Source organism: Streptomyces sp. NBC_00461 (genome assembly GCF_036013935.1).
In the GTDB taxonomy this organism is placed as follows: domain Bacteria; phylum Actinomycetota; class Actinomycetes; order Streptomycetales; family Streptomycetaceae; genus Streptomyces.
The window spans coordinates 6,248,810-6,275,112 of the sequence record NZ_CP107902.1 but is presented as its reverse complement, the minus strand read 5'-3'; the positions used below and the strand labels follow the sequence as shown (position 1 = coordinate 6,275,112).

Annotated in this window: 23 protein-coding genes; 11 read left to right on the top strand and 12 right to left on the bottom strand. The window is 69.3% G+C overall.

Annotation, left to right across the window (positions count from 1 at the left end):
- Window positions 1-63 precede the first annotated feature (63 nt).
- Entirely contained in the window at window positions 64-1,293 is a 1,230-nt protein-coding gene (gene ilvA, locus OG870_RS29510; RefSeq protein WP_266520780.1) for a threonine ammonia-lyase, read from the bottom strand.
- Between the two features lie 166 nt (window positions 1,294-1,459).
- Here ilvA and OG870_RS29505 point away from each other — a divergent pair, with 166 nt between their 5' ends.
- From OG870_RS29505 to OG870_RS29495, 3 genes are all read left to right on the top strand, one after another.
- Window positions 1,460-1,966 (top strand): MarR family winged helix-turn-helix transcriptional regulator, encoded by a 507-nt coding sequence (locus OG870_RS29505; protein WP_266523670.1) that lies wholly within the window; start codon window positions 1,460-1,462, stop codon window positions 1,964-1,966.
- A 175-nt stretch (window positions 1,967-2,141) separates the two neighbouring features.
- Window positions 2,142-2,645: a sigma factor-like helix-turn-helix DNA-binding protein gene (locus OG870_RS29500; RefSeq protein ID WP_266520778.1), complete on the top strand. Its 504-nt coding sequence runs from the start codon at window positions 2,142-2,144 to the stop codon at window positions 2,643-2,645.
- 25 nt (window positions 2,646-2,670) lie between these two features.
- Window positions 2,671-2,919 (top strand): hypothetical protein, encoded by a 249-nt coding sequence (locus OG870_RS29495; RefSeq protein WP_266520776.1) that lies wholly within the window; start codon window positions 2,671-2,673, stop codon window positions 2,917-2,919.
- A gap of 12 nt (window positions 2,920-2,931) precedes the next feature.
- Here the strand turns inward: OG870_RS29495 and OG870_RS29490 are convergent, their stop codons facing one another.
- Entirely contained in the window at window positions 2,932-4,086 is a 1,155-nt protein-coding gene (locus tag OG870_RS29490) for a cystathionine gamma-synthase (protein WP_266520774.1), read from the bottom strand.
- Between the two features lie 162 nt (window positions 4,087-4,248).
- Here OG870_RS29490 and OG870_RS29485 point away from each other — a divergent pair, with 162 nt between their 5' ends.
- The 3 genes from OG870_RS29485 to OG870_RS29475 all read left to right on the top strand — a co-directional run bounded on the left by OG870_RS29485 (window position 4,249) and on the right by OG870_RS29475 (window position 6,817).
- Window positions 4,249-5,367, top strand: coding sequence for a hypothetical protein (locus tag OG870_RS29485; RefSeq protein ID WP_266844191.1), 1,119 nt, complete (start codon window positions 4,249-4,251; stop codon window positions 5,365-5,367).
- 277 nt (window positions 5,368-5,644) lie between these two features.
- Window positions 5,645-6,328 carry a DUF4389 domain-containing protein gene (locus OG870_RS29480; RefSeq protein ID WP_266520770.1) on the top strand — a complete coding sequence of 228 codons (684 nt, stop codon included), beginning with the start codon at window positions 5,645-5,647 and terminating at the stop codon, window positions 6,326-6,328.
- Window positions 6,329-6,358: 30 nt separating this feature from the next.
- Window positions 6,359-6,817, top strand: a complete 459-nt coding sequence (locus OG870_RS29475; RefSeq protein ID WP_266844194.1) for a DUF4291 domain-containing protein — start codon at window positions 6,359-6,361, stop codon at window positions 6,815-6,817.
- A gap of 153 nt (window positions 6,818-6,970) precedes the next feature.
- On the opposite strand, the gene msrA is transcribed toward OG870_RS29475, so the two are convergent.
- A complete protein-coding gene (msrA, locus tag OG870_RS29470; protein ID WP_266520766.1) occupies window positions 6,971-7,483 on the bottom strand; it encodes a peptide-methionine (S)-S-oxide reductase MsrA in 513 nt (170 codons plus the stop codon).
- A gap of 230 nt (window positions 7,484-7,713) precedes the next feature.
- Here msrA and OG870_RS29465 point away from each other — a divergent pair, with 230 nt between their 5' ends.
- Complete coding sequence (locus tag OG870_RS29465) at window positions 7,714-8,814, top strand: serine hydrolase domain-containing protein (protein WP_266589586.1); 1,101 nt, start codon at window positions 7,714-7,716, stop codon at window positions 8,812-8,814.
- Window positions 8,815-8,853: 39 nt separating this feature from the next.
- Here OG870_RS29465 and OG870_RS29460 read toward each other — a convergent pair whose 3' ends face one another.
- Complete coding sequence (locus tag OG870_RS29460; protein ID WP_266589584.1) at window positions 8,854-9,618, bottom strand: SDR family oxidoreductase; 765 nt, start codon at window positions 9,616-9,618, stop codon at window positions 8,854-8,856.
- A 173-nt stretch (window positions 9,619-9,791) separates the two neighbouring features.
- On the opposite strand from OG870_RS29460, the gene OG870_RS29455 reads away from it, so the two are divergent.
- Window positions 9,792-10,523 (top strand): hypothetical protein, encoded by a 732-nt coding sequence (locus OG870_RS29455; RefSeq protein WP_266589582.1) that lies wholly within the window; start codon window positions 9,792-9,794, stop codon window positions 10,521-10,523.
- 112 nt (window positions 10,524-10,635) lie between these two features.
- Here OG870_RS29455 and OG870_RS29450 read toward each other — a convergent pair whose 3' ends face one another.
- Entirely contained in the window at window positions 10,636-11,676 is a 1,041-nt protein-coding gene (locus OG870_RS29450; protein WP_266520756.1) for an NAD(P)-dependent alcohol dehydrogenase, read from the bottom strand.
- 177 nt (window positions 11,677-11,853) lie between these two features.
- On the opposite strand from OG870_RS29450, the gene OG870_RS29445 reads away from it, so the two are divergent.
- Entirely contained in the window at window positions 11,854-12,762 is a 909-nt protein-coding gene (locus OG870_RS29445; RefSeq protein WP_266844198.1) for a helix-turn-helix domain-containing protein, read from the top strand.
- Window positions 12,763-12,896: 134 nt separating this feature from the next.
- Here the strand turns inward: OG870_RS29445 and OG870_RS29440 are convergent, their stop codons facing one another.
- From OG870_RS29440 to OG870_RS29410, 7 genes are all read right to left on the bottom strand, one after another.
- Window positions 12,897-13,667 (bottom strand): group II truncated hemoglobin, encoded by a 771-nt coding sequence (locus OG870_RS29440; RefSeq protein WP_266589573.1) that lies wholly within the window; start codon window positions 13,665-13,667, stop codon window positions 12,897-12,899.
- An 86-nt stretch (window positions 13,668-13,753) separates the two neighbouring features.
- Window positions 13,754-17,014 carry a S8 family peptidase gene (locus OG870_RS29435; RefSeq protein WP_405626866.1) on the bottom strand — a complete coding sequence of 1,087 codons (3,261 nt, stop codon included), beginning with the start codon at window positions 17,012-17,014 and terminating at the stop codon, window positions 13,754-13,756.
- A 171-nt stretch (window positions 17,015-17,185) separates the two neighbouring features.
- Complete coding sequence (locus tag OG870_RS29430; protein ID WP_266589569.1) at window positions 17,186-20,485, bottom strand: S8 family peptidase; 3,300 nt, start codon at window positions 20,483-20,485, stop codon at window positions 17,186-17,188.
- Between the two features lie 198 nt (window positions 20,486-20,683).
- Window positions 20,684-21,367 (bottom strand): ABC transporter ATP-binding protein, encoded by a 684-nt coding sequence (locus OG870_RS29425; RefSeq protein WP_266520747.1) that lies wholly within the window; start codon window positions 21,365-21,367, stop codon window positions 20,684-20,686.
- A 179-nt stretch (window positions 21,368-21,546) separates the two neighbouring features.
- On the bottom strand, window positions 21,547-23,019 hold the full coding sequence (locus OG870_RS29420; protein WP_266520745.1) for an ABC transporter permease: 1,473 nt from the start codon (window positions 23,017-23,019) through the stop codon (window positions 21,547-21,549).
- A 141-nt stretch (window positions 23,020-23,160) separates the two neighbouring features.
- On the bottom strand, window positions 23,161-24,426 hold the full coding sequence (locus OG870_RS29415; protein WP_266520743.1) for a L,D-transpeptidase: 1,266 nt from the start codon (window positions 24,424-24,426) through the stop codon (window positions 23,161-23,163).
- A 220-nt stretch (window positions 24,427-24,646) separates the two neighbouring features.
- A complete protein-coding gene (locus OG870_RS29410; protein WP_266589567.1) occupies window positions 24,647-25,000 on the bottom strand; it encodes a hypothetical protein in 354 nt (117 codons plus the stop codon).
- A 109-nt stretch (window positions 25,001-25,109) separates the two neighbouring features.
- Between OG870_RS29410 and OG870_RS29405 the strand changes: the two genes are divergently transcribed.
- The gene (locus tag OG870_RS29405; RefSeq protein WP_266520740.1) at window positions 25,110-25,436 is read left to right on the top strand and encodes an LPXTG cell wall anchor domain-containing protein; all 327 of its coding nucleotides are present in this window, start codon (window positions 25,110-25,112) and stop codon (window positions 25,434-25,436) included.
- A gap of 42 nt (window positions 25,437-25,478) precedes the next feature.
- On the top strand, window positions 25,479-26,285 hold the full coding sequence (locus OG870_RS29400) for a hypothetical protein (RefSeq protein WP_266844205.1): 807 nt from the start codon (window positions 25,479-25,481) through the stop codon (window positions 26,283-26,285).
- The last annotated feature ends 18 nt before the right edge of the window (window positions 26,286-26,303 follow it).

The following is a 26,303-nucleotide window of genomic DNA, read 5'->3' as shown; positions in this document are numbered from 1 at the left end:
TCGATCGAGTGACGAAGAGCCCCTGAGCTGGGCGTTTCGCTTTGAGTACGGGTGTCCGGCGCCTCAGCCGATGACCGTGTGACCCGCCTCGCGCAGGGCCCGGCCGACCTCGGCGCAGTGCTCCGGCCCCTTCGTCTCCAGGTGCAGCTCGACCTCTGCCTCCGTGAGCCCGAGCCGTGGATCGGTCCGTACGTGACTCACATCGAGGACGTTAGCGTCCACCACTGACAACACCCCGAGAAGTGTGGCGAGCGCCCCCGGGCGGTCCGTCAGCCGCAGCCGCACGGCCAGGTAGCGGCCCTGCGCGGACATGCCGTGCCGCAGGACGCGCTGCATCAGCAGCGGGTCGACGTTACCGCCGGACAGCACCGCCACCACCGGCCCCTCGAAGGCCCCCGGCTCGCTCAGCAGCGCCGCCACCGGGCTCGCACCGGCCGGTTCGACGACCAGCTTGGCCCGCTCCAGGCACAGCAGCAGCGCGGTGGCCAGCTCGTCCTCGGAGACCGTGCGGACCTCGTCCACCAGCTCGCGGATGATGCCGAACGGCACGTCGCCGGGCCGCCCGACCTTGATGCCGTCGGCCATGGTCGCCGGGTTCTCGATCGACATCGGGCGCCCGGCCGCGATCGAGGGCGGATAGGCCGCGGCGCCCTCGGCCTGCACGCCCACGATCCGCACGTCCGGCCGCAGCGCCTTCACCGCGGTCGCGATGCCGGCCGCGAGACCTCCGCCGCCGATGCCGACGACGATCGTGCGGACCTCCGGGCAGTGCTCCAGGATCTCCAGACCCACCGTGCCCTGGCCCGCGATGATGTCGGGGTGGTCGAAGGGGTGGATGAACACCGCGCCCGTCTCGGCCGCGTACTCCTGCGCGGCGGCCAGCGTCTCGTCGACCACCTGCCCGTGCAGGCGCACCTCGGCGCCGTACTCGCGCGTGGCGCTGATCTTGGGCAGCGGGGCGCCCTTCGGCATGAAGACCGTCGCCCGCACGCCGAGCAGCGAGGACGCGAGAGCGACGCCCTGCGCGTGGTTGCCGGCGCTCGCCGCGACGACCCCGGCGGCCCGCTCCTCCGGCAGCAGTCCGGCGATCCGGACATACGCACCCCGCAGCTTGAACGAACCCGTCCGCTGGAGGTTCTCGCACTTGAAGTGCACCGGCGCTCCCACGAGCTGGGACAGGTGCCTGCTGCCCTCCATCGCCGTCACCCGCGCCACGCCCGAGAGCATCTTCTGCGCGCCCCGCACATCGTCGAGGGTCACGGGCCGAAAGGAGTCAGCCGTGCTGTAGCTCATGACTCAAGCATCGCAGTTCACGGGCGCACACGACCGCTGTGACCAACCTCCGAGACTGGTTTGCGCAGCGCCGGTACACCCTGCCTCCCGGCCGCGTACTCTGTCCCCCATTATTCCAGGACCCCCTTCATGAAGTGAGCCTCCGGCCATGCCCACAACACCTGAAATGTCGATGGACATGACGACCGTCGGTGACAGCGGTCTCCTCGACACGCTGCAGCACGAGGTGGCGGTGTTCGCCCGCCGTGCCGAACAGACCCGGCTCGGCGGGGTCGGGCAGGTACGCAACTCCATGGACCGCGCCGCATACCTGCTGCTCAACCGCCTCGACAAAGAGGGCCCCATGGGTGTCAAGGCGCTCGCGGCGAGCATGGGCATCGACTCGTCGACGGTCACCCGGCAGGTGGCTCCGCTCGTCGACACCGGGCTCGTCAAGCGCACCTCGCACCCCGAGGACGGGCGTGCCGTGGTCCTTCAGCTGTCCCCGCGCGGGCTGTCCCGGCTGGAGGAAGTGCGATCGTCCCGGCGTCAGCTGATGGCGGAGCTGACACACGACTGGGCGCCGGAGGAGCGCGAGGCGTTCTGCACGCTCCTCACGCGCTTCAACAGCGCGCTCTCCTCCCGGATGGCGGCGCCGGGAGTACCGGGGTCCGAGGCGCCGACCGCCTCGTAGGCGGCATCCGCGCGCGTGCCGCGGCCGGCCGTTACCGCGCGCGTGCTGCCTGACTCTTGACCGACAGGGCGCCCCTGGCCTCATATGAGACGGGGTTCCCGTCGTACGCGGTTCAGCATCCCGTACGCGACCGGGTCCCCGACCGGTCAGGGTCGCGGCAGGCGGGAGGCGCGGGGTGCGACAACGGCAGGCGTCCCAAGGCGCCCGCCGGGCCCGGGAGTTCGAGGCGTTCGTCGCGGGCGCGGCAGGGCGGCTGCTGCATGCCGCCACGCTGCTCACGGCGGAGGCGCCGGACGACAACCCGCGCGCGCGGCGCCTGCTGACACTGGCCCTCGCGCACACGTACGTGCACTGGCACCGGCTGCGCGGCGAGGACCCGTACGACCGCGCCCGCCAGTACCTGGCCACCCGCTTCGCGCGCGCGGCATGGCACCAGTACGGCGGCTTCGGCCGGGCCCGCGCGCATCCCGACAGCCCGCTGGGCGGGCTCGTGCCGCAGGAGCGCCTGATCCTGGTTCTCAGGCTGTACGAGGGTGTCGCCGAGGAGCAGACGGCGGCGCTGCTCGGCCTGCCCACGGAACGCGTCCGCACGCTCTGCGAGCGGGCGACGGCCACGCTGCTGCATCCGCCCCGCAACCCCGCACCGGCGGTCACGGGGGCGAAGGTGGCCCCGTCATGAGGCGCGCACGCGACAGGAGGCGCACATGAACCGGGCCGAGCGCGAGGCCGCCGCACGGCGGATCATGGAGCGGGTGCCGCCGCCGGTGCCCCCGGAGCTGTACGGGGACGTCCTGCGCCGCGGTGCCCGCGGACTGCGCCGCCGGACGGTCGCCCGCAGGCTGTTGTGGCTGCTGCTGTGCGCCGCGACCGTGGCGTTCGTCGTCTGGGCCATGATGGCCCGCCCGTGGGTGGAGCCGCCCTCGCAGACGACTCCCCCGTACACGGGCTGGTGAGCGGGCCCCCTGCTAGGCGAGCGCCTGCTGCAGGTCCTCCAGCAGATCTTCGACGTTCTCGATGCCCACGGAGAGCCGTACGAGATCGCCGGGCACTTCGAGGGCCGAGCCGGCCACGGACGCGTGCGTCATGCGCCCGGGGTGCTCGATCAGCGACTCGACGCCGCCCAGGGACTCGCCGAGGGTGAACACCTTGGTGCGGTTGCAGACCTCGACGGCCGCCTCCTCGCCGCCTTCGACCTGGAAGGAGACCATGCCGCCGAAGGCCCGCATCTGCTTGGCGGCGACTTCGTGGCCGGGGTGCTCGGGCAGCCCCGGGTAGAGGACCTTCGTCACGCGCGCGTGGCGGGTCAGCATGTCGGCGACCCTGGTGGCGTTCTCGCTGTGCCGGTCCATGCGCACCGACAGCGTCTTGGCGCCGCGCAGGACCAGCCACGAGTCGAAGGGACCGGCGACCGCGCCCATCGCGTTCTGGTGGTAGGCCAGCTCCTCGCCGAGTGCTTCGTCGGCGGCGATCAGCGCACCGCCGACGACGTCGGAGTGGCCGCCCATGTACTTGGTCAGGGAGTGCACGACGACGTCCGCGCCGAGGGCCAGCGGCTGCTGCAGGTACGGCGTGGCGAAGGTGTTGTCGACGACGAGCTTCGCGCCCGCGTCCCGGGCGATCTGGGCCACCGCGGCGATGTCGGTGATGCCGAGCAGCGGGTTGGAGGGGGTCTCCACCCACACGGCCTTGGTCTTCGGGGTGATGGCGGCCCGTACGGCGGACGGATCGCTGGTGTCGGCGACCGACCACTCCACGCCCCACCGGGCGACGACCTTCGCGAACAGCCGGAACGTGCCGCCGTACGCGTCGTTGGGGATGACCACGTGGTCACCGGGGCTGAGCAGCGTACGCAACAGGCAGTCCTCGGCCGCCAGTCCGGACGCGAACGCGAGACCTCGGCGGCCGCCCTCAAGGGCTGCGAGGTTCTCTTCCAGGGCGGTCCTGGTGGGGTTGGCGCTACGGCTGTACTCGTAGCCGCCGCGCAGGCCGCCGACGCCGTCCTGCTTGTAGGTCGAGACCTGGTAGATCGGCGGGACGACCGCGCCGGTGAGGGGATCGGCGGTGTTGCCCGCGTGGATCGCGAGGGTCTCGAAGTGCTGACTGATGTGCCTGTCGCTCATGGGCACCGAGGGTAGTGCGCTCGCGGCGCGGGTGTCGGACGGCGTGGCGCGGAAGGCCGTACCGGCGGGTTTTCCCTCGGTCGAGGCACCGGGCCGCCGGAGTTTTCCACAGGGCGCCGACCGGGTTGGCCAATTGTCGGTGGCGTCTGGAACGCTTGAGCCATGGAATTTCTCTGGGTCCTGATCGCGCTGGTCATGCTCGGCTTCGTGCTGCTCCCGGTCATGCGGCGCCGGCGGGGCATGATCGAGCAGGTTCCGGCCGGCCACCCGGACGCCGCCGACCCCGCGAACTACGGCTTCGTGCGCGAGGAGGAGCTGGACATCCGCCTGCCCGGCCCCGACCAGGACCTGCTGGACGTCCTGGACCTGGTGCAGCGCACCCAGGACTACCGCGCGGCAGCCCAGCTGCTGGCGGGCACGGAGGCCGAGGGTGAGCTGCGCTGGCAGCGCGTGCAGGCCTTCGCGGGCGCCGCGTCCCTGGAGCTGCAGCAGCGGCCGGGCGGGGTGAGCGAGACGCCGGGCGGGCAGTGGCTGCGGGTGTGGCGGGCCGAGCAGTCCAAGGACGCGGGCGGCGCCGCCGTGCACGCGGAATTCCTGGTCCAGCAGGCGTGGCGGACGTCCACGCCGGGCACGGACGAGTTCCGGATCATCATGGAGGAGTCGAGGGCGGCCTGCGGCGACGCGGCGCTGCTCGCTCCCGGTGACCCGATCCCGTACATCGTCGAGCTGTCGGTGGCCCGTGGACTGGCCTACCCCCAGCCGGAGTTCGAGCAACTGTGGCTGAAGATCCTCGACCGCGACCCCACGCACATGGGCGCCCACCTGGCCGCCCTGCACTACTGGTGCGAGAAGTGGCACGGCTCGCGGGAGCTGGCGTACTCCTTCGCGGAGGCGGCGGCCGCGCGGGCTCCCCAGGGCTCGCTGCTCGCCGCCATGCCCCTGTTCGCGGTCTTCGAGCACCTTCCCGAGGTGAACTTCGTCAGGAGCTTCTACCAGAGCGAGGTCGTGACGAAGGCGATTCACGGAGCGCTCCACGCCGTCCACTCGGCCCGCCCCGACGACCCGATGCTGGCGCACGTACGCCATCTGCTGGTGTTCTTCCTGGTCCGCGCCGAGCGCTGGTCCGAAGCCATGAACCAACTCATATACATCGACGGCCATATCGGAGCCCTCCCCTGGACGCTGTCCGCCGACCCGGCCGCGGAGTTCGCGGTGTACCGGGCACTGGCGGTGGCGGGCTACGAGGCGAACGGCGGGAGCCCGGCGACGCTGCCGCACTGAGCGGACGAAGGGACATGAGCGCGGCTTGACATGGATCTCGCAGCCGTGCCCCGTCGATGACGAGCAAGGATGCCGTTGCCAGGCTCGTTTGGCTGGTGGCAATGACGTCGCTGGCCGCTGTTCTTTCCGGGGCAAGCGCACCCGCCCGAGTCGCGGCCTTCCACCTCGCGTGTCAGCCTGAATTCATGATCAGGCGACCGCCTTGCCGCCTACCCGTTTGGGCGCGGGCACGGACGGATGGCCGCCGGGCGGGGACGCTCGAAGGGAGTTGGTCCACATGATTCCTGTCACCGCGTCCACTGTACGTATCGAGGGGTCTCTCGATCCTGGGCTGTCCAGATGGCTGTGGCTGGTGAAGTGGCTCCTCGCGATCCCGCACTACATCGTGCTGTTCTTCCTGTGGATTGCGTTCGTCTTCGTGACCGTCGTCGCGTTCTTCGCCATCCTGTTCACCGGCCGCTTCCCCCGGTCCCTCTTCGACTTCAATGTCGGCGTACTGCGCTGGAACTGGCGTGTCAGCTATTACGCCCACACCGTGCTCGGCACCGACCGGTACCCGCCGTTCACCCTCGCGGATGTGCCCGACTACCCAGCGCACTTCGACGTCGTCTATCCCGAGCGCCTCTCCCGCGGCCTGGTCCTGGTGAAGTGGTGGCTGCTGGCGATCCCGCAGTACATCGTCGTCGGGATGTTCGTCGGTGGCTGGGCAGAAGGGAATGGGGACAGTTGGCGTTACGGCGGTCTGATCCCCTTCCTCTCCCTGGTCGCCGTGATCATCCTGGCGTTCACCGCCCGTTACCCGGTTCACCTTTTCGACTTCCTGCTAGGCCTGGCCCGCTGGGTCGCAAGGGTGGCTGCCTATGCCGCGCTGATGACCGATGAGTACCCGCCATTCCGCCTCGACCTGGGCGGGCAGGACTCCCCGCTGACAAGGACCGCGGCGAGCGGTTCCGATCGGTAGTGCAACCAGGCATGGGGCTGTGGACGCGGCTTGACGTGGATCGAACCGTCGTTCCTGTGGATGATGTACCGCTGCGGCCGGGGCGCGGAAGCTGGGCAGGAGACCGTCCTCGCCGTCGAGATCAGCCGGGACGGCTTCGAGTGGGCGCTGCGCCACGCGTGTCTGTCGAGCTACGCCCGTGGGGTGCACCCCGACCGAGGCACCTGGCAGCGTCAATTGAAGCGCGCGCCCGCTCGCGTCCGGTGGGACCCAGAGCGCGACCCGCATCTTCGGCCCCTGCCGTACCGGTCCCTGCAGCTGGGTCTCTCCCGTGAAGCCGTGCGACGGTACGCGGACGAGTGGACGGTCGCCATCCGCGACGTGACCCCGCCCGCCCACGAGATCCGCGCCCTCGTCGGCAGCGGTGACGTGGACTCCGCCGGGCGGCTGCTGCCCCCGGAACGCCCGTATCCCGCTGGAGATGAATTGCTTGCCCATCTCCTGGCATGACGGGCCGGCGCACCCGACGGGTCGCCCATGGCCTCGCCAAGGCTGGTGGGCGCGACGTACGCACCGGGGTCTTGCCTGGTCACAGTGCCAAGACGGCCCGGCTGCGGAGCCTGCGGCGGGCAGGTTTCGGCTTGGTGCCGGGCCGTCCTGTGGTCAGCCTTCCGTGCGGGCGGGCAGTCGCCATCCCGGGCGGGGGAAGTGGCAGGTGTAGCCGTCCGGGTAGCGCTGCAGGTAGTCCTGGTGCTCGGGCTCGGCCTCCCAGAAGGGGCCGACCGGCTCCACCTCGGTGACGACCTTGCCCGGCCACAGTCCGGAGGCGTCCACGTCCGCGATCGTGTCCTCGGCGATGCGCTTCTGCTCGTCGTCCACGTAGTAGATCGCCGAGCGGTAGCTGAGGCCGATGTCGTTGCCCTGGCGGTCCTTGGTGCTCGGGTCGTGGATCTGGAAGAAGAACTCCAGGAGCGCACGGAAGTCGGTCTTCTCGGGGTCGAAAAGGATCTCGATGGCCTCGGCGTGCGTGCCGTGGTTACGGTACGTCGCGTTCGGTACGTCACCCCCGGTGTATCCGACCCGGGTCCCCGTCACGCCCGGGAGCCGGCGGATCAGCTCCTCCATCCCCCAGAAACATCCGCCCGCGAGCACGGCCCTCTGCGTCTGCGCAGCCATTGTGGCCCCTCCAATACTTGTCAGCGTGGTCACTCGGGCTACTCGGCTCGCACACCACCGGCTTCTGATGCCCACCTCCATCAACGCGCGAGGGTTCCCAGCGATTCCGTACCCGGGACCAGGCAGCGTCCAGAGTCAGGTCGCTGCTGGGCGCAACGGCGAGGGGCGCCAGGAGCGCCCGGCCGCAAATTCGGTTGCCTCCCACGGGCCGATGCGGGCTAATGCCACGCATGGCTGACATTCAGGGCTCGTACGACGATCTGTTCTCGGCGGTGCCCAGTGCGCTGGCGACGTTGCTGGACGGCGGAGACGCCGGCGGCTCGGTGGCGGTGTTCGTGGACGGCGAGCCCGTAGTGGACGTGTGGGGCGGGTTCGCCGACGCGGACCGCACGGTCCCGTGGGAGCGCGACACGATCGTCAACGTCTGGTCCGTCACGAAGACGATGACGGCGCTGTGCGCGCTCGTCCTGGCCGATCGCGGCGAGCTCGATCTCGACGCGCCGGTGGTCCGCTACTGGCCGGAGTTCGCCGCGGCGGGCAAGAGTGGGGTGCTGGTGCGGCATCTGCTGTCGCACACCGCCGGTCTGCCCGACTGGGACGGGCCGGTCGAGGAGATCTACGACTGGGCCTCCGCCACGGCGCGCCTGGTCGCGCAGGCTCCGCAGTGGGAGCCCGGCAGCGCGGCCGGGTACCACTCGCTCACCCAGGGGTTCCTCGTGGGTGAGCTGGTGTGGCGGATCACCGGCCGAAGCGTGGGCGAGTTCTTCGCCGACGAGGTGGCCGGGCCGCTGGGCGCGGACTTCCACATCGGGCTGGCCCCCGAGCACGACCACCGCGTGTCGCTCACGATCCCGCCGCCCTCCCGGGACGAGGACTACGCCGCGAGCGCACCCGGCAACGACGCGGCCGCCGGGACCCGGATCCGGCTCCGCGACGGCAACAGCGTCGCCTGGCGCCGTGCGCAGATCCCCGCGGCGAGCGGATTCGGCAATGCCCGCTCGGTCGCCCTCGCCCAGTCGGTGATGGCGTGCGGAGGGGCGGTGCGCGGGGTGCGGTTGCTGTCGCAGGCGGGCTGTGACCGGGCCCGGGAGGAACAGTTCAGCGGCGACGACCGGGTCCTGGGCATGCCGATGCGCTGGGGCCTCGGCTACGGGCTGTTCGGCAGCACGTACGGGTGGGGCGGCTGGGGCGGCTCCCTGGTGATGATCGAGCCCGAGGCCCGGATGGTGGTGGCCTACGTGACGAACCAGATGCGCGAACCGGCGGACGACACCAGGGGGTTGGAACTCGTCATGTCCTCCTACGACGGCCTCACGGGGCTGCGGGCCTGAGGAAGGGCATCAGGCTCAGGCCACTCGGTCCGGGCGCCGTCAGGCCACTCGGTCCGCCAGGAACTCCTCCCACGTCCGCTTCCCGACCTCCGCTCCCGCCAGCGTGAGGTTATCCCCCGCCCGGTATGCCCGCCCCGCCTTCCCCGGGATGCGGACGGGCAGCTTCGGGCGGGGGCGCCTGCCGCGGAGTTCGAGGTACGGGCGGACCAGGGCGGGGATGTCGTAGAGCCTGGGACCTGCCATGTCCGGGACCGGGCCGGCGGGCTTGCCCAGGGTCAACTCCACCAGCCTGGCGGCGACTTCGCGGGAGTCGACCGGCTGGAGGCGGAGACCGCCGGGGGCCGGGAGGACGGGGAGCTTCGTCATCTTCTCCACCATCGCCAGCGTCAGGTCGTGGAACTGGGCCGCGCGCAGCGTCGTCCACGGGATGCCCGAGTCGGCGACGGCCCGCTCCGAGTCCAGCTTGCTGCGCAACCAGGCCAGCGGGACGCGGTCCGCGCCGATGACCGAGATGTAGACCAGGTGACGGACGCCCGAGGCCTGCGCCGCCCGGATCAGCGCACGGGTCGCCTCGTCGTCGCCCTTCTGGCCGCCCGCGAGGTGCAGGACGGTGTCCGTGCCGGCCACGGCGGCCTCGATGCCCTCGTCCTTCAGAAGGTCGCCGGTGACGTACTCGATGCCGTTCGCCGCCGGGCGAGCACTCCGGCTCAGCACGCGCACTTCGCGGCCGGCCGCCTGCAGGAGTGGGATCACATGGCCGCCGAGGGTGCCCGTGCCGCCGGTGACCAGGATGGGTGACGTCATGATGCACTGCTCCAAAACTCGTGGCGCCCGGAGTTCGGTGTTCCGTAGCGTCTGCCGTCGTGTGCCTTCGCTGCTATGACCCCGCGCGGCGAAGCAGTGTGACCGGTCGGCGAAAAGAAATAGGCGAGAGAAAATGGCGAGAGAAAATCTGGGGGGAATGTGAGGGGGGACCGATGGGCGGCGATCGTACGTTTCTGATCGGTGGCGGATGGGACGCGACGGCCGCGCGCGCCGTCTATGAGCCCTTCCTCCGGGCGGCCACGGGACCGCGCATCGGCTGTCTCGTCCTGGACGAGGGCGACGGCCGGGTGCAGTTCGGCCGGTACGACGCCGTGCTGAGGAAGGTCGCCGACTGCGCTCCCGTACCGCTGCTCGTGCCGCTGGGCGGGGAGTTCGATCCGGGCGACGTGCAGGGGCTGGACGGGCTGCTGGTCTGCGGTGGGCTGACGCCCGCGTATCAGGAGGCGTTCGCCGGGTGTCCGGGCCGACTGGGGCCCGTACTGGCCGAGCTCGGCGTTCCGTACGCCGGTTTCTCCGCCGGTGCCGCCGTCGCCGCGCTCCACGCCGTCGTCGGCGGCTGGCTCGACGACGGTGTTCCGGTGTGCCATGAGGACACCGCCGAGGACCTGGAGGAGGTCGAGGTGCGGGCCGGGCTCGGGCTCGTGCCCTTCGCGGTGGACGTGCACGCCGCCCAGTGGGGGACGCTGCCGCGACTGATCACCGCGGTCACGCGGCACGGGCTCCGGCACGGCGTCGCCATCGACGAGAACACCGTCGTGGAGGTCGGGGCGGACGGGCGCGCCCGGGTGTCGGGGCTGGGGCGCGCGCATTCCGTACGGCCGTCCGCGGACGGGAGCGTTCTCGTACGGTCCTTCCGGGCCGGCGAGTTCGTGCCGGCAGGCTGATCGACTTCCGCTGCCGGCTGATCGGCTCCCGCTGCCGCTCACCTCGCTCGCAGCGTGCGGGGGCATGCTGAAGGGCCCCGGCGTGACCTCCGCCGGGGCCCTCGGGCACGGATCAGATCGTGGCCGTGTCGATCACGAAGCGGTAGCGGACGTCACTCGCCAGCACCCGCCCGTACGCCTCGTTGATCTCGTCGGCGCGGATCAGCTCGATCTCGGCACCGAAGCCGTGCTCGGCGCAGAAGTCCAGCATCTCCTGGGTCTCCTGGATGCCGCCGATGCCGGAGCCGGCGAGGGTCTTGCGGCCGCCGATCACCGAGAACAGGTTGAGCTTGACGGGCTCCTCGGGGGCGCCGACGTTCACGAAGGCGCCGTCCGTGCGGAGCAGGGACAGATAAGCGTCGAGGTCCAGCGGGGCCGACACCGTCGACAGGATCAGGTCGAAGGTGCCCTTCAGGTCCTCGAAGGTCTTCGGGTCGCTGGTGGCGTAGTAGTGGTCGGCGCCCAGCTTCAGCCCGTCGTCCTGCTTGCGCAGGGACTGGGAGAGGACGGTGACCTCGGCGCCCAGCGCGTGCGCGATCTTGACGCCCATGTGGCCGAGGCCGCCCATGCCGAGGATCGCGACCTTCTTGCCGGGGCCTGCGTTCCAGTGGCGCAGCGGGGAGTACGTGGTGATGCCGGCGCACAGCAGGGGCGCGGCCACGTCCAGCGAGATGCCGTCGGGGATTCGGAGGACGTAGTTCTCGTCGACGACGATCTTCTCCGAGTAGCCGCCGTAGGTGGGCTCGCCGTTCTTGTCGAGGGCGTTGTAGGTGCCGACGCCGCCGCCCGTGCAGTACTGCTCCAGACCGGCCTTGCAGTTGTCGCACTCACGGCAGGAGTCGACCAGGCAGCCGACGCCCACACGGTCGCCGACCTGGTACTTGGTGACACCCGGGCCGACCTCGGAGACGATGCCCGCGATCTCGTGGCCCGGGACCATCGGGAAGATGGCCTCGCCCCAGCCCTCCCGGGCCTGGTGGATGTCCGAGTGACAGATACCCGCGAACTTGATGTCGATCAGGACGTCGAACTCACGGACCGCCCGGCGCTCGATCGTGGTGCGCTCCAGGGGAGCCTTCGCGGCGGGGGCGGCGTACGCAGCAACAGTGGTCATGCGAGGGTCTCCTAGCAGTGGTTACCCGCCCGGCTGCCTTCTGATCTTCCGACCGGGCGTGCTGCTCAGCATGCCGGACCGTACGAGGTCCACCCAGCCCACGGCTTTGCATACGTTCGCTGTGCCTACCACCGGTGGGGTCAGGATGGTGTGCGTACGACGGTGAATACTTGACGCATGGACCAACAGCCCGATCCCGTACAGGAGCCCGCCGGCGCGCTGGACCGGCGTGCCGAGCTCAGCGAGTTCCTGCGCACCCGGCGTGCCCGGCTGAAGCCGCAGGACGTGGGGCTGCCGGACTTCGGGCGGCACCGGCGGGTACCGGGGCTGCGGCGCGAGGAGCTGGCGCAGCTGGCGGGTGTCTCTGTGGCGTACTACACGCGCCTGGAGCAGGGCAACGGGCGGAACGTGTCGGCGGAGGTGCTCGACTCGATCGCGCGGGCGCTGAGGCTGACCGACGCCGAGCACGCGCATCTGACGCATCTGGCGAAGCCGAAGCAGCACAAGAAGAAGCCGGTCGGGCGCAGCCAGCAGGCGCGGGCCTCGCTGCAGCAGCTCCTCGACACCATAGACGGGGTTCCGGCCTACGTCGTGGGGCGGCGCGCGGAGATCCTGGTGTGGAACCGGATGGCGGCGGCCGTCTTCGGCGACTGGGCGGAGCTGCCGGTCCAGGAGCGGAACTGGGCTCGGCTGGTGTTCCTGCGCCCGGCCTACCAGGAACTGTTCATCGACTGGGAGCAGAAGGCGATCGACATCGTCTGCGCGCTGCGCATGGAGGCGGGCTGCTATCCGGACGACCCCCGGCTGTCGGCGCTGGTCGGCGAGCTGTCGGTGAAGAGCGAGGACTTCCGGCGGCTGTGGGCCACGCACGACGTCAAGGAGAAGAGCCACGGCCTCAAGCACCTGCACCATCCGCTCGTGGGTGAACTGTTTCTGCAGTTCGAGTCGTTCAGGCTCGCGGGCGACGGGGATCAGGGGCTGGTGACGTATCACGCGGAACCGGGGTCCCCGTCTGCGGAGGCGCTGCGGTTGCTGGCCAGCTGGGGGGCGGATGCGACGCGGTCGGGGACCGGTGCGTCGGCCTGAGACGGCCTGCACCGGTGTTGGTGCGGCCGTCACTGGGGGCTGCCGCCCCCAGACCCCCGCTTCGGCCTGAACGGCCCCGTCCTCGAACGCCGGACGGGCTGAGATGCCGCACCGCCGGCAAGGGGGCCGGCCCCTCACCCCTGATACGGCGGCATCGCCCCCCAGTTCCACTTCGGTACCGGCTGCTCCGCCGGCGGCTTCGCGTCCGGGCTGGAGAAGTACACGGCGAGCCTTGTGCCCCATTCCACATAGGCGAGGAACGCCGAGCGGAACTCGGCGTCCGTGGGCAGGCCCGCCTCGTCCGCCGCGTCCTGGATGAGGTTGACCCAGCGGCGGCGCTGGGGCTCGGTGATGTGCTTGCCGAAGTGCTTGGCGACCATGTGGCCGTGGCCGCCCTGGGTGAGGGAGTAGCCGGCGGGGCCGCCGAACACCTCGGCGAGCCAGAGCGCCACATGCTCGGCGTGGTCGGGGGCGAGGTCGGCGAAGAGGGGGGCCAGGAGGTCGTCCTTGAGGACCTTGTCGTAGAAGGCCGAGGTGAGGCGGGAGAAGGCCTCGGCGCCGCCCGCCCAGGCGTACAGGGTGGGGACCGAAGAGCCCGTGCCGCGTACCGTCGTCGGCTTGTAGTGGCGCATCTCGTCGATGTTCTCGACGTACGGGCGGATCTCCGCGAGGAAGTCCGGGAACAGCTCCGACTGTCGGAACCCCTTCAGGTGGTCCTCGGTCGACGTCCAGACGATGCGCAGGACGTAGTGCCCGAAGTCCTCCTCGCAGCGCGCCAGTTCGTAGTCGACGCACTGGGGTGCCGCCGCCAGTTGGACGGCGGCCCGTGTGTAGGCGGCCAGGAACTCCGCCGAGCGGTCTTCCGGGATGCGGTAGCGGATGTACTCGACGGTCTGAGTGGTCATGCGCCCACAGAAACACGGACGGCCCGCCGGAAGCTGTACTTCCGGCGGGCCGTTCGCTCATGGCCTACTTCAGCGGACTACGGGACTCACTTGCCGTAGTAGGCGTTGTAGATCGAGATCGTCGACTTGTTGTCCTTCTTGTCGGTGATCTTCGCGTGGAAGGAGATGGCCTTCCCCTTCTCCGGGTTCTTCACCTTGATCTTGCCGCCCACGACGTCGACCTTCTTCCAGGTCTGGCCGTAGTCGTAGGACACGTACACCGACAGCGACTTGAGGTTGCTGCCCTTGGCCGAGCCCTCGACGACCACCGGGATGCTGACCGTCTTGCCGGCCTCGACCTTGCTGCCCAGGTCCGTGGTCGCGTTGAAGCGGGCCGTGGACGCGGGGAGCTTGCTGAGGTCGGCCTTCTTGGAGCGGAAGGTCCAGCTCGCGTCGATGCGGGTGGAGGCCGCCGCGACCTTGACGCTGCGCTTGACCGACGTCGTCAGCTTGTAGGACGCGTCGGCCGACGGGACCTTGAACTCCTTCTCGCCGAACAGCGGGTCGTCGTTGGAGCCGACCTTGGTGCCGTTGCGGTAGAGGGTCGTGTCGACCGCGGTGAAGACCGAGGAGCCCGCGTGGGTGTTGCCGTCGGCGAACAGCGGGATGCTGCCGTAGATGTTGTTGCCGTCGCGGTACAGGCCGAAGTCGGCGTTCAGGTGCGGTCCGAAGACGGCTGTGTTGAAGGTCTTCGAGTAGGTCTTGCCGCCCTTGAACGTCTGCGCCGCGCCGAGGGTGTACGCGGCGTCGGTGATCGGGAAGCCGTCCGGGTCGGTGCCGCTGTACTGGTCGAACCTCATCTCCCACCGCACGCCGTTCGCGGTGGACAGGTGCAGCTTGCGGGTGCCGGGCAGGGTCTGCGGGACGCCGACCGAGGAGGCGCTGCTGCTGTGGGGCAGCCAGCCCACCGCGTTGACGGCGCCCTTCTTGCCGCTCGCCGAGGCGCCGAGACCGACCTTCACCGTGGCGAGCTCGCTCGCCTTCCAGTGCTTGGTGTAGCCGGTGGCGAGCTGCTTGACGACGGCACCGGTCGTGACGTCGTACTGCTCATCGGCACCCTTGGTCCAGTGGCCGTCCCACTGCTGGCTCAGCGAACCGTCGGTGATCTGCGGGCCGAGGCCCTTGGAGCGGAAGTTGTCGTACGTGTCCGCGAACCAGCCGAAGCTCCAGCCGGAGTTGCCGACCTCGCGGTCATAACCGGGCGCCGCGAACTCCGACTTGGCGGCCGCGTCCGGAACGGTGATGTCGACCGGCTTCGCGGTCCGCGCGTCCAGCGTGAGCGTCGTGTTCTTGGTGATGTCCAGCTTCGGCTGGGCCAGCCAGTCGATGCCCTTGGTGGCGTCCTCCGGGTCCACGAAGACGCTGCTGTCGAGGATGTAATCGCCCTTGGGGAGACGCGCGGTGACGGTGCCGGAGGCGTCGTAGGGCGAGTAGAACTTGTCCTTGCCCAGGCCGGAGACGCCGGCCAGGGTCGCACCGTAGTTCTTCGTCGGCTGTCCGTCCCGCCCGATGAACTTCAGCGTGACGCTGTACGACTGGACCTCGCGCTGCACGGCCGCGGCCGTACGGACGCTCTGCCCGTCGCCCGTCGCCGTCACGTACGCCGAGTACGCGCCGTCCAGCGTGCCGCCCAGCTTGGTGTTGACCGTGAGGCCGACCGAGGCCTTGCCGCCCGCCGGGACGGTCACCTTGGCCGCACCGAGCTTGAAGAAGCCGGACGGTGCCGCCTGACCCTTCGGGTCGGTGGCGCCGGCGGCCAGGTTCAGCGTCACGTCCTTCGTACCCAGGTTGCGGTACGTGACCTGCTTGGTGACCGGCTTGTCATCCGTGTGCGGCCACTGCTGCACACCGAAACTCACCGACACCGGGTCGGCGATCACCGTCTGCTTGATGGCCTTGTCGACCGCGATCCGGCCCGAACCCTGCTGGAACGCCGTGTACTTGCCGCCCTTCGCGGAACCGGTCAGCGCACCCTTCAGCTCGGAGAACCTCCAGTCCGGATGCTGCTGCTTGAGCAGCGCCGCCGCGCCCGCGACATGCGGGGTCGCCATCGACGTACCGGAAATGGTCAGGTAACCCGGCGGGTTCTCACCGACCTCCTCGTCGATGACGCTGCCGGGTGCGGCGGCCGCCGTGATGTCGACGCCGGGGGCGGTCACGTCGGGCTTGATCTGCCCGTCGAGGCCGGGGCCGCGGCTGGAGAAGGACGCCAGCTTGTCGTGGTCGTCGACCGCGCCGACGGTCAGGGCGTCGGCCGCGCTGCCCGGGGAGCCGATGGTCTGCTCACCGAAGTCGCCGTCGTTGCCGGCGGCGATCGCGAACAGGATGCCCTTCTGCTCCGAGAGCTTGTTGACCTCGGCCTCAAGCGGATCGATCTCCGGAGTGTCGCCGCCGCCCAGGCTCAGGTTGACGACGTCGGCGCCCTGCTCGGCCGCCCACTCCATGCCCGCGAGGATCTGCGAGTCGTCGCCGTAGCCGTTGTCGTCGAGAACCTTGCCGTTGAGCAGCTTGGCGTCCGGGGCCACGCCCTTGTACTTGCCGTTCGACTTCGCGCCGGTGCCGGCCACGATGGACGCGACATGCGTGCCGTGACCGAACTTGTCGGTGGCGTCGGGGGCGGTGGAGAAGTTCTTCTCGCCGGCGACCTGGCCCTTGAGGTCCGGGTGGGTCGCGTCGATTCCGGTGTCCAGGACGGCGATCTTGACGCCCTTGCCGGTGTAGCCGGCGGCCCAGGCCTTGGGGGCGCCGATCTGCGGCACGGACTTGTCCAGGCTGGCCTTGCGGACGCCGTCGAGCCAGACGTGCGCGATGCCGGAGGCGGTCCTGTCACCGTTGGTGACCGCGTTCCACAGCTCGGGCGCGTCCTGCGTGGGCGTCTGGACCGCGTCCGCGTTCAGGGATTCGAGGCTCTCGCGGAGCTTGCCCGCGTCGCGTACGTCGGCCTTGGTGGCCGAGGCGGCGCCCCGGTAGCCGACGATGACCTTCAGGCCCTGCTTCTGGGACTTGCGAGTGGTGGCCTTGTTGAGCTCGGTGACGTCGAACAGCCGCTGGTCGACCTTGCCGGTCGCGATCAGGCGGGCGACGTCGGCCGGTATCACCAGGGTGTGGCCGTCGGCCCTGCGTATCTGGACGGGTATGTGCTCGCGGCCCTTGGCCGGTTCAAGGCCTGTGACGCGGCCCTTCGCGTCGACGCCGACGCGGTCACCCGTGATGAGCGTGATGTGGTGCGTGGCGGCGAGCGAGGACTTCGAAGTGACCTTCGAAGCGGCGCCCGTCTGCTCGACCTTGGCCTGCGCCGGGCTGGTCATTCCCGCCGCAAGGGCCACGGCCGCCGCCGCGGCGATCGTGCCCGCGCACGCTCTTCCTACTCGTTTGCGCAAAACTCCCCCTAGCTGGAGGTCCGGGCGAACAGGCCTGCCTGAAGCGGTACTTCGGGCGGGGCCTGTCCGTCGTCGGACCGGATGGCACGGACTATCGGCTCACTTGCCGTAGTACGCGTTGTAGATCGAGATCGTCGACTTGTTGTTCTTCTTGTCGGTGATCTTGGCGTGGAAGGAGATGGCCTTCCCCTTCTCCGGGTTCTTCACCTTGATCTTGCCGCCCACGACGTCGACCTTCTTCCAGGTCTGGCCGTAGTCGTAGGACACGTACACCGACAGCGACTTGAGGTTGCTGCCCTTGGCCGAGCCCTCGACGGCCACCGGGACGCTGACCGTCCTGCCGGCCTCCACCCTGTTGTCCAGACCCGTCTTCGCGTTGAAGCGGACCGTGGACGTGGGCAGCTTGACCAGGTCGGACGGCTTCTTGGAGCGGAAGGTCCAGCTCGCGTCGATGCGGGTGGAGGCCGCCGCGACCTTGACGCTGCGCTTGACCGACGTCGTCAGCCTGTAGTCGGCCTCGCCGGCCGGGACCTTGAACTCCTTCCCACCGAGCGGGTCGTCGTTGGAGCCGACCTTGGTGCCGTTGCGGTAGAGGGCCGTGTCGACCGCGGTGAAGTCAGAGGAACCGTCGTGCCCGGCCCCGTCCGTGAACAGGGACAGGATGCCGTAGATGCTGTTGCCCTCGCGGTAGAGCCCGTTGTACGCGTTCAGGTGAGGGCCGAAGACCGCGGTGTTGAAGGTCTTCGTGTACTTCTGGCCCGCCTTGAAGGTCTGCGGGTCACCCAGCGTGTAGTACGCCTCCGGGATCGGGAAGCCGTCCGCGTCCCTGCCCTTGTGCTGCTCGAAGTCCCAGGTCCACTGGATCTTGTCGGACGTCGACAGATACAGCGTTCGGGAACCCGGCAGCTTCTGCTCCACGCCGTTCGCGAAGATCACGTCCTCGGGGAAGACGCCTACCGGAACGAGCGAGCCGGTCTTGCCGGGGGTGCCCGAACCGAGGTTGTTCTTCACCGTGGCGAGCTCGCTCGCCTTGAAGTGGCGGACCTTGTCGCCCTGGATCTTCTTGACCTTGGCGGTGGTGGCCACGTCGTATTCGGCGTCGTCGCCCTTGGTCCACTGGCCGTTCCAGGTCTGCTGCAGGCCCGAGACCTCGCCGCCGAGAGGCGCCATGCGTACGTCGGCGAAGGACTGCAGTCCGAGGCCGAACCCGATGCCCGCGGCGTCGTAGACGTAACCGATCATCCCGAGCTGCTGCTTGGCCTGCGCGTCCGGCACCGTGATGTCGGCCGCCTTGGTCTTACGGGCGTCGATCGTCACCGTGGTGTCCTTGGTGACGCTCAGCTTCGGCTGGACCAGCCAGTCGACGCCGCCCTCGAACTTCACGAAGTCCTTCGCGATCGAGGCGTCGAGCAGGTAGTCGCCCTTGGGCAGGCGCACGGTCGTCGTACCGGAGTCCGCGACGGGCACCTGGTAGGCACGGCCCTTGGCCAGGCCCGAGTAGCCGAGCAGGAAGGAGTTGTAGTTGCCGGTCGGCTGTCCGTCCCGCCCGATGTGCTTGATCGTGACGCTGTACGACTGGATCTCGCGCTGCACGGCCGCGGCCGTACGGACGCTCTGCCCGTCGCCCGTCGCCGTCACGTACGCCGAGTACGCGCCGTCCAGCGTGCCGCCCAGCTTGGTGTTGACCGTGAGGCCGACCGAGGCCTTGCCGCCCGCCGGGACGGTCACCTTGGCCGCACCGAGCTTGAAGAAGCCGGACGGTGCCGCCTGACCCTTCGGGTCGGTGGCGCCGGCGGCCAGGTTCAGCGTCACGTCCTTCGTACCCAGGTTGCGGTACGTGACCTGCTTGGTGACCGGCTTGTCATCCGTGTGCGGCCACTGCTGCACACCGAAACTCACCGACACCGGGTCGGCGATCACCGTCTGCTTGATCGCCTTGTCGACCGCGATCCGGCCCGAACCCTGCTGGAACGCCGTGTACTTGCCGCCCTTCGCGGAACCGGTCAGCGCACCCTTCAGCTCGGAGAACCTCCAGTCCGGATGCTGCTGCTTGAGCAGCGCCGCCGCGCCCGCGACATGCGGGGTCGCCATCGACGTACCGGAAATGGTCAGGTAACCCGGCGGCTTCTCACCGACCTCCTCGTCGATGACGCTGCCGGGTGCGGCGGCCGCCGTGATGTCCACGCCGGGGGCGGTCACATCCGGCTTGATGGTGCCGTCGACGGTCGGACCGGTCGAGGAGAAGTCGGCCAGCTTGTCGTTGACGTCGACCGCGCCGACCGTGAGCGCGTCCTCCGCGCTGCCGGGCGAACCGACCGACTCCGGACCGGAGTTGCCCGCGGCGATCGCGAACAGGATGCCCTTCTCCTCGGACAGCTTGTTGACCTCGGCCTCAAGCGGGTCGACACCGGGAGTGTCGCCGGCGCCCAGGCTCAGGTTGACGACGTCGGCGCCCTGCTCGGCCGCCCACTCCATGCCGGCGACGATGCCGGAGTCGTCGCCGAAGCCGGAGTCGTCGAGGACCTTGCCGTTGAGGATCTTGGCGCCGGGCGCGACACCCTTGTACTTGCCGTTCGACTTCGCCCCGGTGCCGGCCACGATGGACGCGACATGCGTGCCGTGACCGAAGTGGTCGGTGGCGTCGGCGGCGGCTGAGAAGTTCTTGGACTCGATCACCTGGGTCTTGAGGTCCGGGTGGGTCGCGTCGACTCCCGTGTCCAATACGGCGATCTTGACGCCCTTGCCGTCATAGCCGGCGGCCCACGCCTTCGGTGCGCCGATCTGCGGAACGGACTTGTCCAGGCTGGCCTTGCGGACGCCGTCGAGCCAGACGTGCGCGATGCCGGAGGCGGTCCTGTCGCCGTTGGTGACGGCGTCCCACAGCTCGGGCGTTTCCTTCTGCGGGGTCTGAACAGCGTCCGCGTTCAGGGACTTGAGGGTCTGGCGGAGGGTGCCCGCCTCGCGTACGTCGGCCTTGGTGGCCGAGGCGGCACCCCGGTAGCCGACGATGACCTTCAGGCCCTTCGCCTGGGCCCTGCGGGTCGTGGACTTGTTGAGCTCGGTGATGTCGAACAGCCGCTGGTCGAGCTTGCCGGTGGAGACAAGCCGGGCCGCGTCCGCCGGAACCACGAGCGTGTGCCCGTCGGCCTTGCGGAACTGAACGGGTATGTGTTCGCGTCCCTTCGCCCGCTCCAGGCCGACGACCCGGCCCTTGGCGTCGACGACCACACGGTCGCCGGTGATCAGGGTGATGCGGTGCTTGGACGTGATCTGAGTCTGCGGAGCAGTCGTCGACCGCTCCGCCTTCGCGGACGCCGGGGTGGTCATTCCCGCCGCCAGGGCCACGGCCGCAGCCGTGGCGATCGTGCCCGCGCACGCCCTTTTCACTTGTCTGCGCAAGTCTCCCCCTGGAGATGAAGTACCGGGCGATTTCCCCTGTCACCCGACCGGGGGTGGTCTCGCACGCATGCGCGTACACCCCCCGGGTTACGCAGTATGCCGGGGGGTGATCAGGCACCTCAATAGGTGAGAGGAAGGTGAGAGACAGGCTTCACGACTGTTACGAGCCTGTCGGAAAGCCGTTACTGTTCCGCCGAGTTACGCGCCCGCGTTCTCCTTGACGGTGAGCTTTCCCTTGCGGATCGTCGCCACGCGCGGGGCCTTCTTCGCGATCGCGGAGTCGTGGGTGACCATGATGAAGGTCAGCCCGAGCTCCTTCCACATGCGCTCCAGCACCTCCATGATCTCGTCGCGCATCGACTCGTCGAGATTTCCGGTGGGTTCGTCGGCGAGCAGGACCTTCGGTTCCTTCGCCAACGCGCGGGCGATGGCGACACGCTGCTGCTGTCCTCCGGACATCTCCGAGGGGAGATGCCCCAACCGCTCGCCGAGGCCTACGGACTTGAGCGCCTCGGCCGCCCTCTCGCGCCGCTCCTTCACCTTCACGCCGAGGGGTACGAGGGCGGTCTCGACGTTCTCCTGCGCGGTGAGGGTCGGGATGAGGTTGAAGGACTGGAAGACGAAGCCGATGTTCTCGCTGCGCACCTTGGTCAGCTTGGCCTCGGAGAGCCTGGCCAAGTCGGTGCCGTCGAGGACGACTTCGCCGGACGTGGGCCGGTCGAGGCCGCCGAGCATCTGGAGGAGGGTTGACTTGCCGCCGCCGGTGGGGCCCTGGATGACGAGGCGGTCGCCATCGGCGATGGTGAGGTCCACGGCGTCCAGGGCGGTGACGGTGTCCCTGCCTCGGGTGTAGCGCTTGGTGACGTTTCTCAGGTCGTACATGGTGGCTCCTGGGGAGGGTCGCGGTGGCGTGCGTGGTGTGGCGTGCGTCGTGCGCGTCGCGTGTGTCGTGTGCGGCTGCCGGCTGGTGGGGCTTGTCGCGCCCGTGCGGCCGATCCGCATGGACACGCAGCCCCGCGCCCCTGGGCGGGTGCGGTCCCTTCAGCCGATCCCTCAGCCGGCTACTCGACGCGCCTCAACGCATCCGCCGGGCGGAGCCTCGACGCGCGCCAGCCGCCGAACGCGCCCGCGATCAGGCCGCCGGCCACGGCCAGGGCCACCGCGATCGCCACCGTCGTCACGCTGACGGGTGCCGTGAGGGCCACGTCCAGGGTCTTGGCGGCGGCCCGGCGCGGTCCGCCGCCGAAGCCACCGCCACCACCGAACCCACCAGCGCCACCGGTGCCACCCCCGCCGCCCAACTGCGCTTGCAGCGTGGGGCTGATGGCCGTGACGGCGTACGCGCCCGCCAGGCCGAGCGCGATGCCGAGCGCGCCGCCGAGCAGCCCGTTGACCATGGCCTCACCGATGACCTGCCGGGTCACCCGCCCCGACTTCCACCCGAGCGCCTTCAGCGTGCCGAACTCGCGGACGCGGCGGGAGACCGCCGAGGAGGTGAGCAGGCCGGCGACCAGGAACGCGGCGATCAGCACGGCGATCGACAGCCACTTGCCCACGTTGGTGGCGAGGCTGGACGCCGTCGAGAGAGAGCCCGACACCGTGTCGGCGAGGTCCGCCGACGTCGTCACCGTCGTACCGGAGACGTTCTTCTGGATGGTCGACTTGACCGACGAGATCTTCTGCGAGTCGGTCGCCTTGACGTAGATCGTGGTGACCTTGTTCTTCGAGTCGCTGAGCGTCTGGGCCTGCTTGAGCGGGATGTACAGGTTGGCGGCCGAGTCACCGCTGTCGGCGGTCGCCACACCGATGATCTTGAACTTGGTGCCCTTGACCGTGACGGTCGAACCGACCTTGTACTTCTTCTGCTTGGCGTACGCCGAGTCGACGACCGCGACCTCCGAGTCGGTCTCCGTGGTCTTGAAGGTGCGGCCGCTGGTGATCTTCGACGAGGTCAGCGGGCCGAGGGCGGGCTTGGTGACGTCGGCGCCGTAGACGGAGTAGTTGTTGACGTCGAAGTTGGCGCCGCCGCCGCGCACTTCGCCCTGCGGCTGCCCGGTGCCGCCGTTGCCCTGGCCGCGGCCGCCCTGCTCACCGCCGCCGCTCTGGTTCTGCTGGAACTGGCCGCGGGTGAACTGTCCGCTCACCTTGATGACCTGGAGGCTCAGGCCGCCGACCGCGTCCGAAACGCCGCTCTGTGCACCGACCTTGGTAACCGTCGAGGTCGACAGCGTCTGGAAGCCCTGCACCAGGACGCGGTCGCTGCTCTGCTTCGAGTCGGAGCCGTTGTCCTGCGCGTCGAACTGGAAGCGCGGGCGCTGCGAGGTGCTCGTGGCGGGGGCGGCCGCCTTGGTGACCGTCATGTCCGTACCCAGGCCGTACAGCGACTGCAGGACCTTGTCCTGCGCCTTGCCCATCCCGGACGACACGGAGCTGACCACGATGACGAGCGCGATACCCAGCGCGAGACCGGAGGCGACGACGAGGGCCGCCTTTCTGCGGCGGCGCAGTTCGCGCCTCAGGTAGGTGAAGAACATGGCCGCAAGGTAGGGACGCCCCGTGATGACTGAATAAGGCCGACATAAGAGCTGCATGAGAAGGCTGGGCCGGGCCCGGAAACACCGATGCCGCCCCTGGGGGCGGCATCGGAAAGCTGTGGACTTGCGGTGGGTCGAGGGTCAGGCGGCGGAGCCGGCCTTCCAGTCGGCCCAGCTGAGGTTCCAGCCGTTGAGGCCGTTGTCCGGCTGGACCGTCTTGTCGCCGGTGTTGGAGGTCACCACGACGTCACCGAGGATCGAGCTGTTGTAGAACCAGTAGCCGGGCGTGCCCTTGTCGTTGGCGCCCTTGGTGTCCGACAGGCCCACGCACCCGTGGCTGGTGTTCACGCTGCCGAAGATGGACTTCGCGCCCCAGTAGTTGCCGTGCACGAAGGTGCCGGAGTTGGTCAGGCGGATGGCGTGCGGCACGTCCTTGATGTCGTACTCGCCCTTGCCGTCGTCGTCGGTGAAGCCCACGGTCGCGCCGTTCATGCGCGTCTCCTTGAACTTCTCGGACATGACCATGATGCCGTTGTACGTCTTGTTGTCCGGCGAACCGGCCGAGATCGGGATCGTCTTGACGGTCTTGCCGTCCTGCGTGACCTTCATCTGCTTGGTCTTCGCGTCGACGTAGGAGATCTGGTTGCGGCCGATGTGGAAGGTGACCGTCTTCTGCTGCACGCCGGTGACACCGGAGGCGCCCTCGACGCCGTCGAGCGCGAGCTTCAGCGTGACGGTGGAGTTCTCCTTCCAGTAGTCCTCGGGGCGGAAGTCGATCCGGTTGGCGCCGAACCAGTGGCCGACGACCTCCTGGCCGCTGCTGGAGGAGACCGTGATGCCCTTCTGGACGGCGGCCTTGTTGGTGATCGCCTTGTCGAAGTTGATCGACACCGGCATGCCCACGCCGACGGTCGAGCCCTGCTCCGGCGTGAAGTTGCCTATGAAGCTGTTGGCCGGGGAGACCGTGGTGAACGAGCCGTTCTCGTGCGCGACGCGGCCGTCGGAGTCCTTGGCCTCGGCGGCGACCTTGTAGGTGGTCGAGCGCTGCAGCTGGGTGCTGGGCTTCCAGCTGAGCTTGTCCGCGGACAGCTGGCCCGCCACCGCGGCGCCGTCGGCGGTCGTCATCGTCACGCCCGTGAGCGTGCCCTTACTGACGGTGACGGCGGCGGAGTTGTTGATGGAGGCGTTGTCCGAGCCGTCCTTGGGCGTGATCTTGATCTCGGCCTCGGAGGACTTCTTGGCCGCCGCCTCGTCGGCCTTGGCCTGCGAGGTGTCCTTGCCCTTGGTGCCGGAGGCGTCGTCGTCACCGCCGGAACAGGCCGAGAGCACCAGAACCCCGCCGAGCAGTGCGGACGCGGCCGCAAGGCCCCTGCGCCGCTTACTGTTCGTCATCACACGCTTCTCCATCGTTGCCGTATCCCCAAGAACCCCGAGAGTGCCCCGTTTAAGGAACTTCAACGCTACGACCGGTTCATCCCGTTCCACATTCCTCAGATGTGTGGGGCACGCCACGTCCGCCGGGGCGGAGGGTGCCGGTGGTGCGGATGACGGTCAGTGCGTCTCCCCCGAGACGACGAAACCCCGGACGGCGGTCGCCGCCCAGGGTCACGATGCCCCCCGAGCCACGTCAGCCGAGGGTCACCCCCTCGTCGTCACGGTGTTCGCCGTGCACATCATCGTCGTCCAGGTCCCAATCCGGCGAATCGGGGTCGTAGTCGATCTCCTCGCTGGACCAGGAGGCCTGGGCGAGTTCCACGCCGGGCACCTCGCTCACCAGGTCGAACGGGTCGACGAGATACGCGAGGGCCTCCGCAGTGTCTTCCGTCACAGCGTTCTCGACCTGTGCCCGCTCGTCGATCGGCAGGTCGGTGTCGTCGGCGATCCGCCGCAGCGCCGCCTTGGTCACCGCGTCGGAGTCGTCGACCTCGATGACGAGTTCCACCCGAAGGCGGACAAAACGTGATGTCTCTTCAGTGCTCATGCCCGGAGAGTACGGCCCTTGGCTCCCGTGACTTTCCTGTGACCCGCGCCTTTCACTAACATCGCACCACACGGCCAATTCGCCAGCGCCACAAGGGGATCGATATTCCGTGTCATCCGCTCGCCGTCCGTTGCTGACCGCCACCGCCGCAGGGACCCTCCTGTGCGCCCTGTGGTTCGTTCCCTCCGCCAACGCGACCGGGGACGAGCCGGCGAGAACAGCGCCCTCGGCGACCCCGTCCTCGCAGATCACGACGCAGGCGCGGATGGCGTCGACGACCGCGGACGCCTCCGGAACCGACACCGACAGCGAGACCCAACTCGCCGACACCGGAAGCTTCGACACCACTCCCTACGTCGTCGGCGGCACCCTCTTCCTCGGGGTCGGCGCCGGATTCGTGCTGTATTCGGTGCGCCGGGAGCGCCTCGGTTTTTGAATTTGCTTGACGATTCCTTGACGTCGCCTTCATAGTCCGCTCATGAAGAGATCATCGAGGGTGCGCGTGGGCGCCACGGTTGCCGTGAGCGCGCTGTCGCTCGCCCTCATCACGGGTTGCGGCGGGGATTCGGGTTCCGGGGACTCCAAGGACTCCGCCGGCATGGGTTCTTCGCCGACTGCGGCCGCCAAGGCACTCAGTGCGGCCGAGCTGGGCAAGCGAATCATCAGCGAGCAGGACCTCGACGGCTACGAGGTCAAGTCCGCCGACAAGGGCGGCAAGTTCGCCGAGTCCAAGGACCAGGTGACGGTGGTGGACGCGAAGTGCGAGCCGCTCGCCTACGTCCTCACCGGGTTCGCGCCGGGCGACGAGAGCGCGTACGTCAACCGGATGGCCACGGAGAAGGTCGCCGAGCCGACGTCCAAGGGCACCTCCGAGGAGAGCCTCGACGACATCGAGGACAGCCTCAAGGACATCGTGGGCTCCACGATGACGATCGTGTCGCTCTCCTCGTACGACGGCGGGGGCGCCGAGCAGACCATGAAGTCCGTCTCGGACGCGGTCGCCGGCTGCGCGAGCGGCTTCACGGTGTCGGCGAAGGGCCAGGACACCCAGAAGTTCACGAAGGTCGCCGAGGAGAAGTCCTCGGGATCGGGCGACGAGTCGGTGGCGTTCTCCGTGACCGGCAAGACCGAGGGCGACACGACGACGGTGCACGCCGAGGTCGTCCGCCACGGCTCCACGGTCGCCACGTACTACTCGGTCAGCCTGGCGGCGCTGGCCGGCAAGAAGGACAAGTACGGCATCCCCGCCGAGATCATCAAGGCGCAGGCGGCGAAGCTCGGTTGATGTTCGGGGGCCCTGTCG

Bases quoted from the DNA above. Each gene is read 5' to 3' on its own strand.
- ilvA (WP_266520780.1), bottom strand. From the start codon at position 1,293: ATGAGCTACAGCACGGCTGACTCCTTTCGGCCCGTGACCCTCGACGAT.
- OG870_RS29505 (WP_266523670.1), top strand. From the start codon at position 1,460: ATGTCGATGGACATGACGACCGTCGGTGACAGCGGTCTCCTCGACACG.
- OG870_RS29495 (WP_266520776.1), top strand. From the start codon at position 2,671: ATGAACCGGGCCGAGCGCGAGGCCGCCGCACGGCGGATCATGGAGCGG.
- OG870_RS29490 (WP_266520774.1), bottom strand. From the start codon at position 4,086: ATGAGCGACAGGCACATCAGTCAGCACTTCGAGACCCTCGCGATCCAC.
- OG870_RS29485 (WP_266844191.1), top strand. From the start codon at position 4,249: ATGGAATTTCTCTGGGTCCTGATCGCGCTGGTCATGCTCGGCTTCGTG.
- OG870_RS29480 (WP_266520770.1), top strand. From the start codon at position 5,645: ATGATTCCTGTCACCGCGTCCACTGTACGTATCGAGGGGTCTCTCGAT.
- msrA (WP_266520766.1), bottom strand. From the start codon at position 7,483: ATGGCTGCGCAGACGCAGAGGGCCGTGCTCGCGGGCGGATGTTTCTGG.
- OG870_RS29465 (WP_266589586.1), top strand. From the start codon at position 7,714: ATGGCTGACATTCAGGGCTCGTACGACGATCTGTTCTCGGCGGTGCCC.
- OG870_RS29460 (WP_266589584.1), bottom strand. From the start codon at position 9,618: ATGACGTCACCCATCCTGGTCACCGGCGGCACGGGCACCCTCGGCGGC.
- OG870_RS29455 (WP_266589582.1), top strand. From the start codon at position 9,792: ATGGGCGGCGATCGTACGTTTCTGATCGGTGGCGGATGGGACGCGACG.
- OG870_RS29450 (WP_266520756.1), bottom strand. From the start codon at position 11,676: ATGACCACTGTTGCTGCGTACGCCGCCCCCGCCGCGAAGGCTCCCCTG.
- OG870_RS29445 (WP_266844198.1), top strand. From the start codon at position 11,854: ATGGACCAACAGCCCGATCCCGTACAGGAGCCCGCCGGCGCGCTGGAC.
- OG870_RS29440 (WP_266589573.1), bottom strand. From the start codon at position 13,667: ATGACCACTCAGACCGTCGAGTACATCCGCTACCGCATCCCGGAAGAC.
- OG870_RS29435 (WP_405626866.1), bottom strand. From the start codon at position 17,014: ATGACCAGCCCGGCGCAGGCCAAGGTCGAGCAGACGGGCGCCGCTTCG.
- OG870_RS29425 (WP_266520747.1), bottom strand. From the start codon at position 21,367: ATGTACGACCTGAGAAACGTCACCAAGCGCTACACCCGAGGCAGGGAC.
- OG870_RS29420 (WP_266520745.1), bottom strand. From the start codon at position 23,019: ATGTTCTTCACCTACCTGAGGCGCGAACTGCGCCGCCGCAGAAAGGCG.
- OG870_RS29415 (WP_266520743.1), bottom strand. From the start codon at position 24,426: ATGGAGAAGCGTGTGATGACGAACAGTAAGCGGCGCAGGGGCCTTGCG.
- OG870_RS29410 (WP_266589567.1), bottom strand. From the start codon at position 25,000: ATGAGCACTGAAGAGACATCACGTTTTGTCCGCCTTCGGGTGGAACTC.
- OG870_RS29400 (WP_266844205.1), top strand. From the start codon at position 25,479: ATGAAGAGATCATCGAGGGTGCGCGTGGGCGCCACGGTTGCCGTGAGC.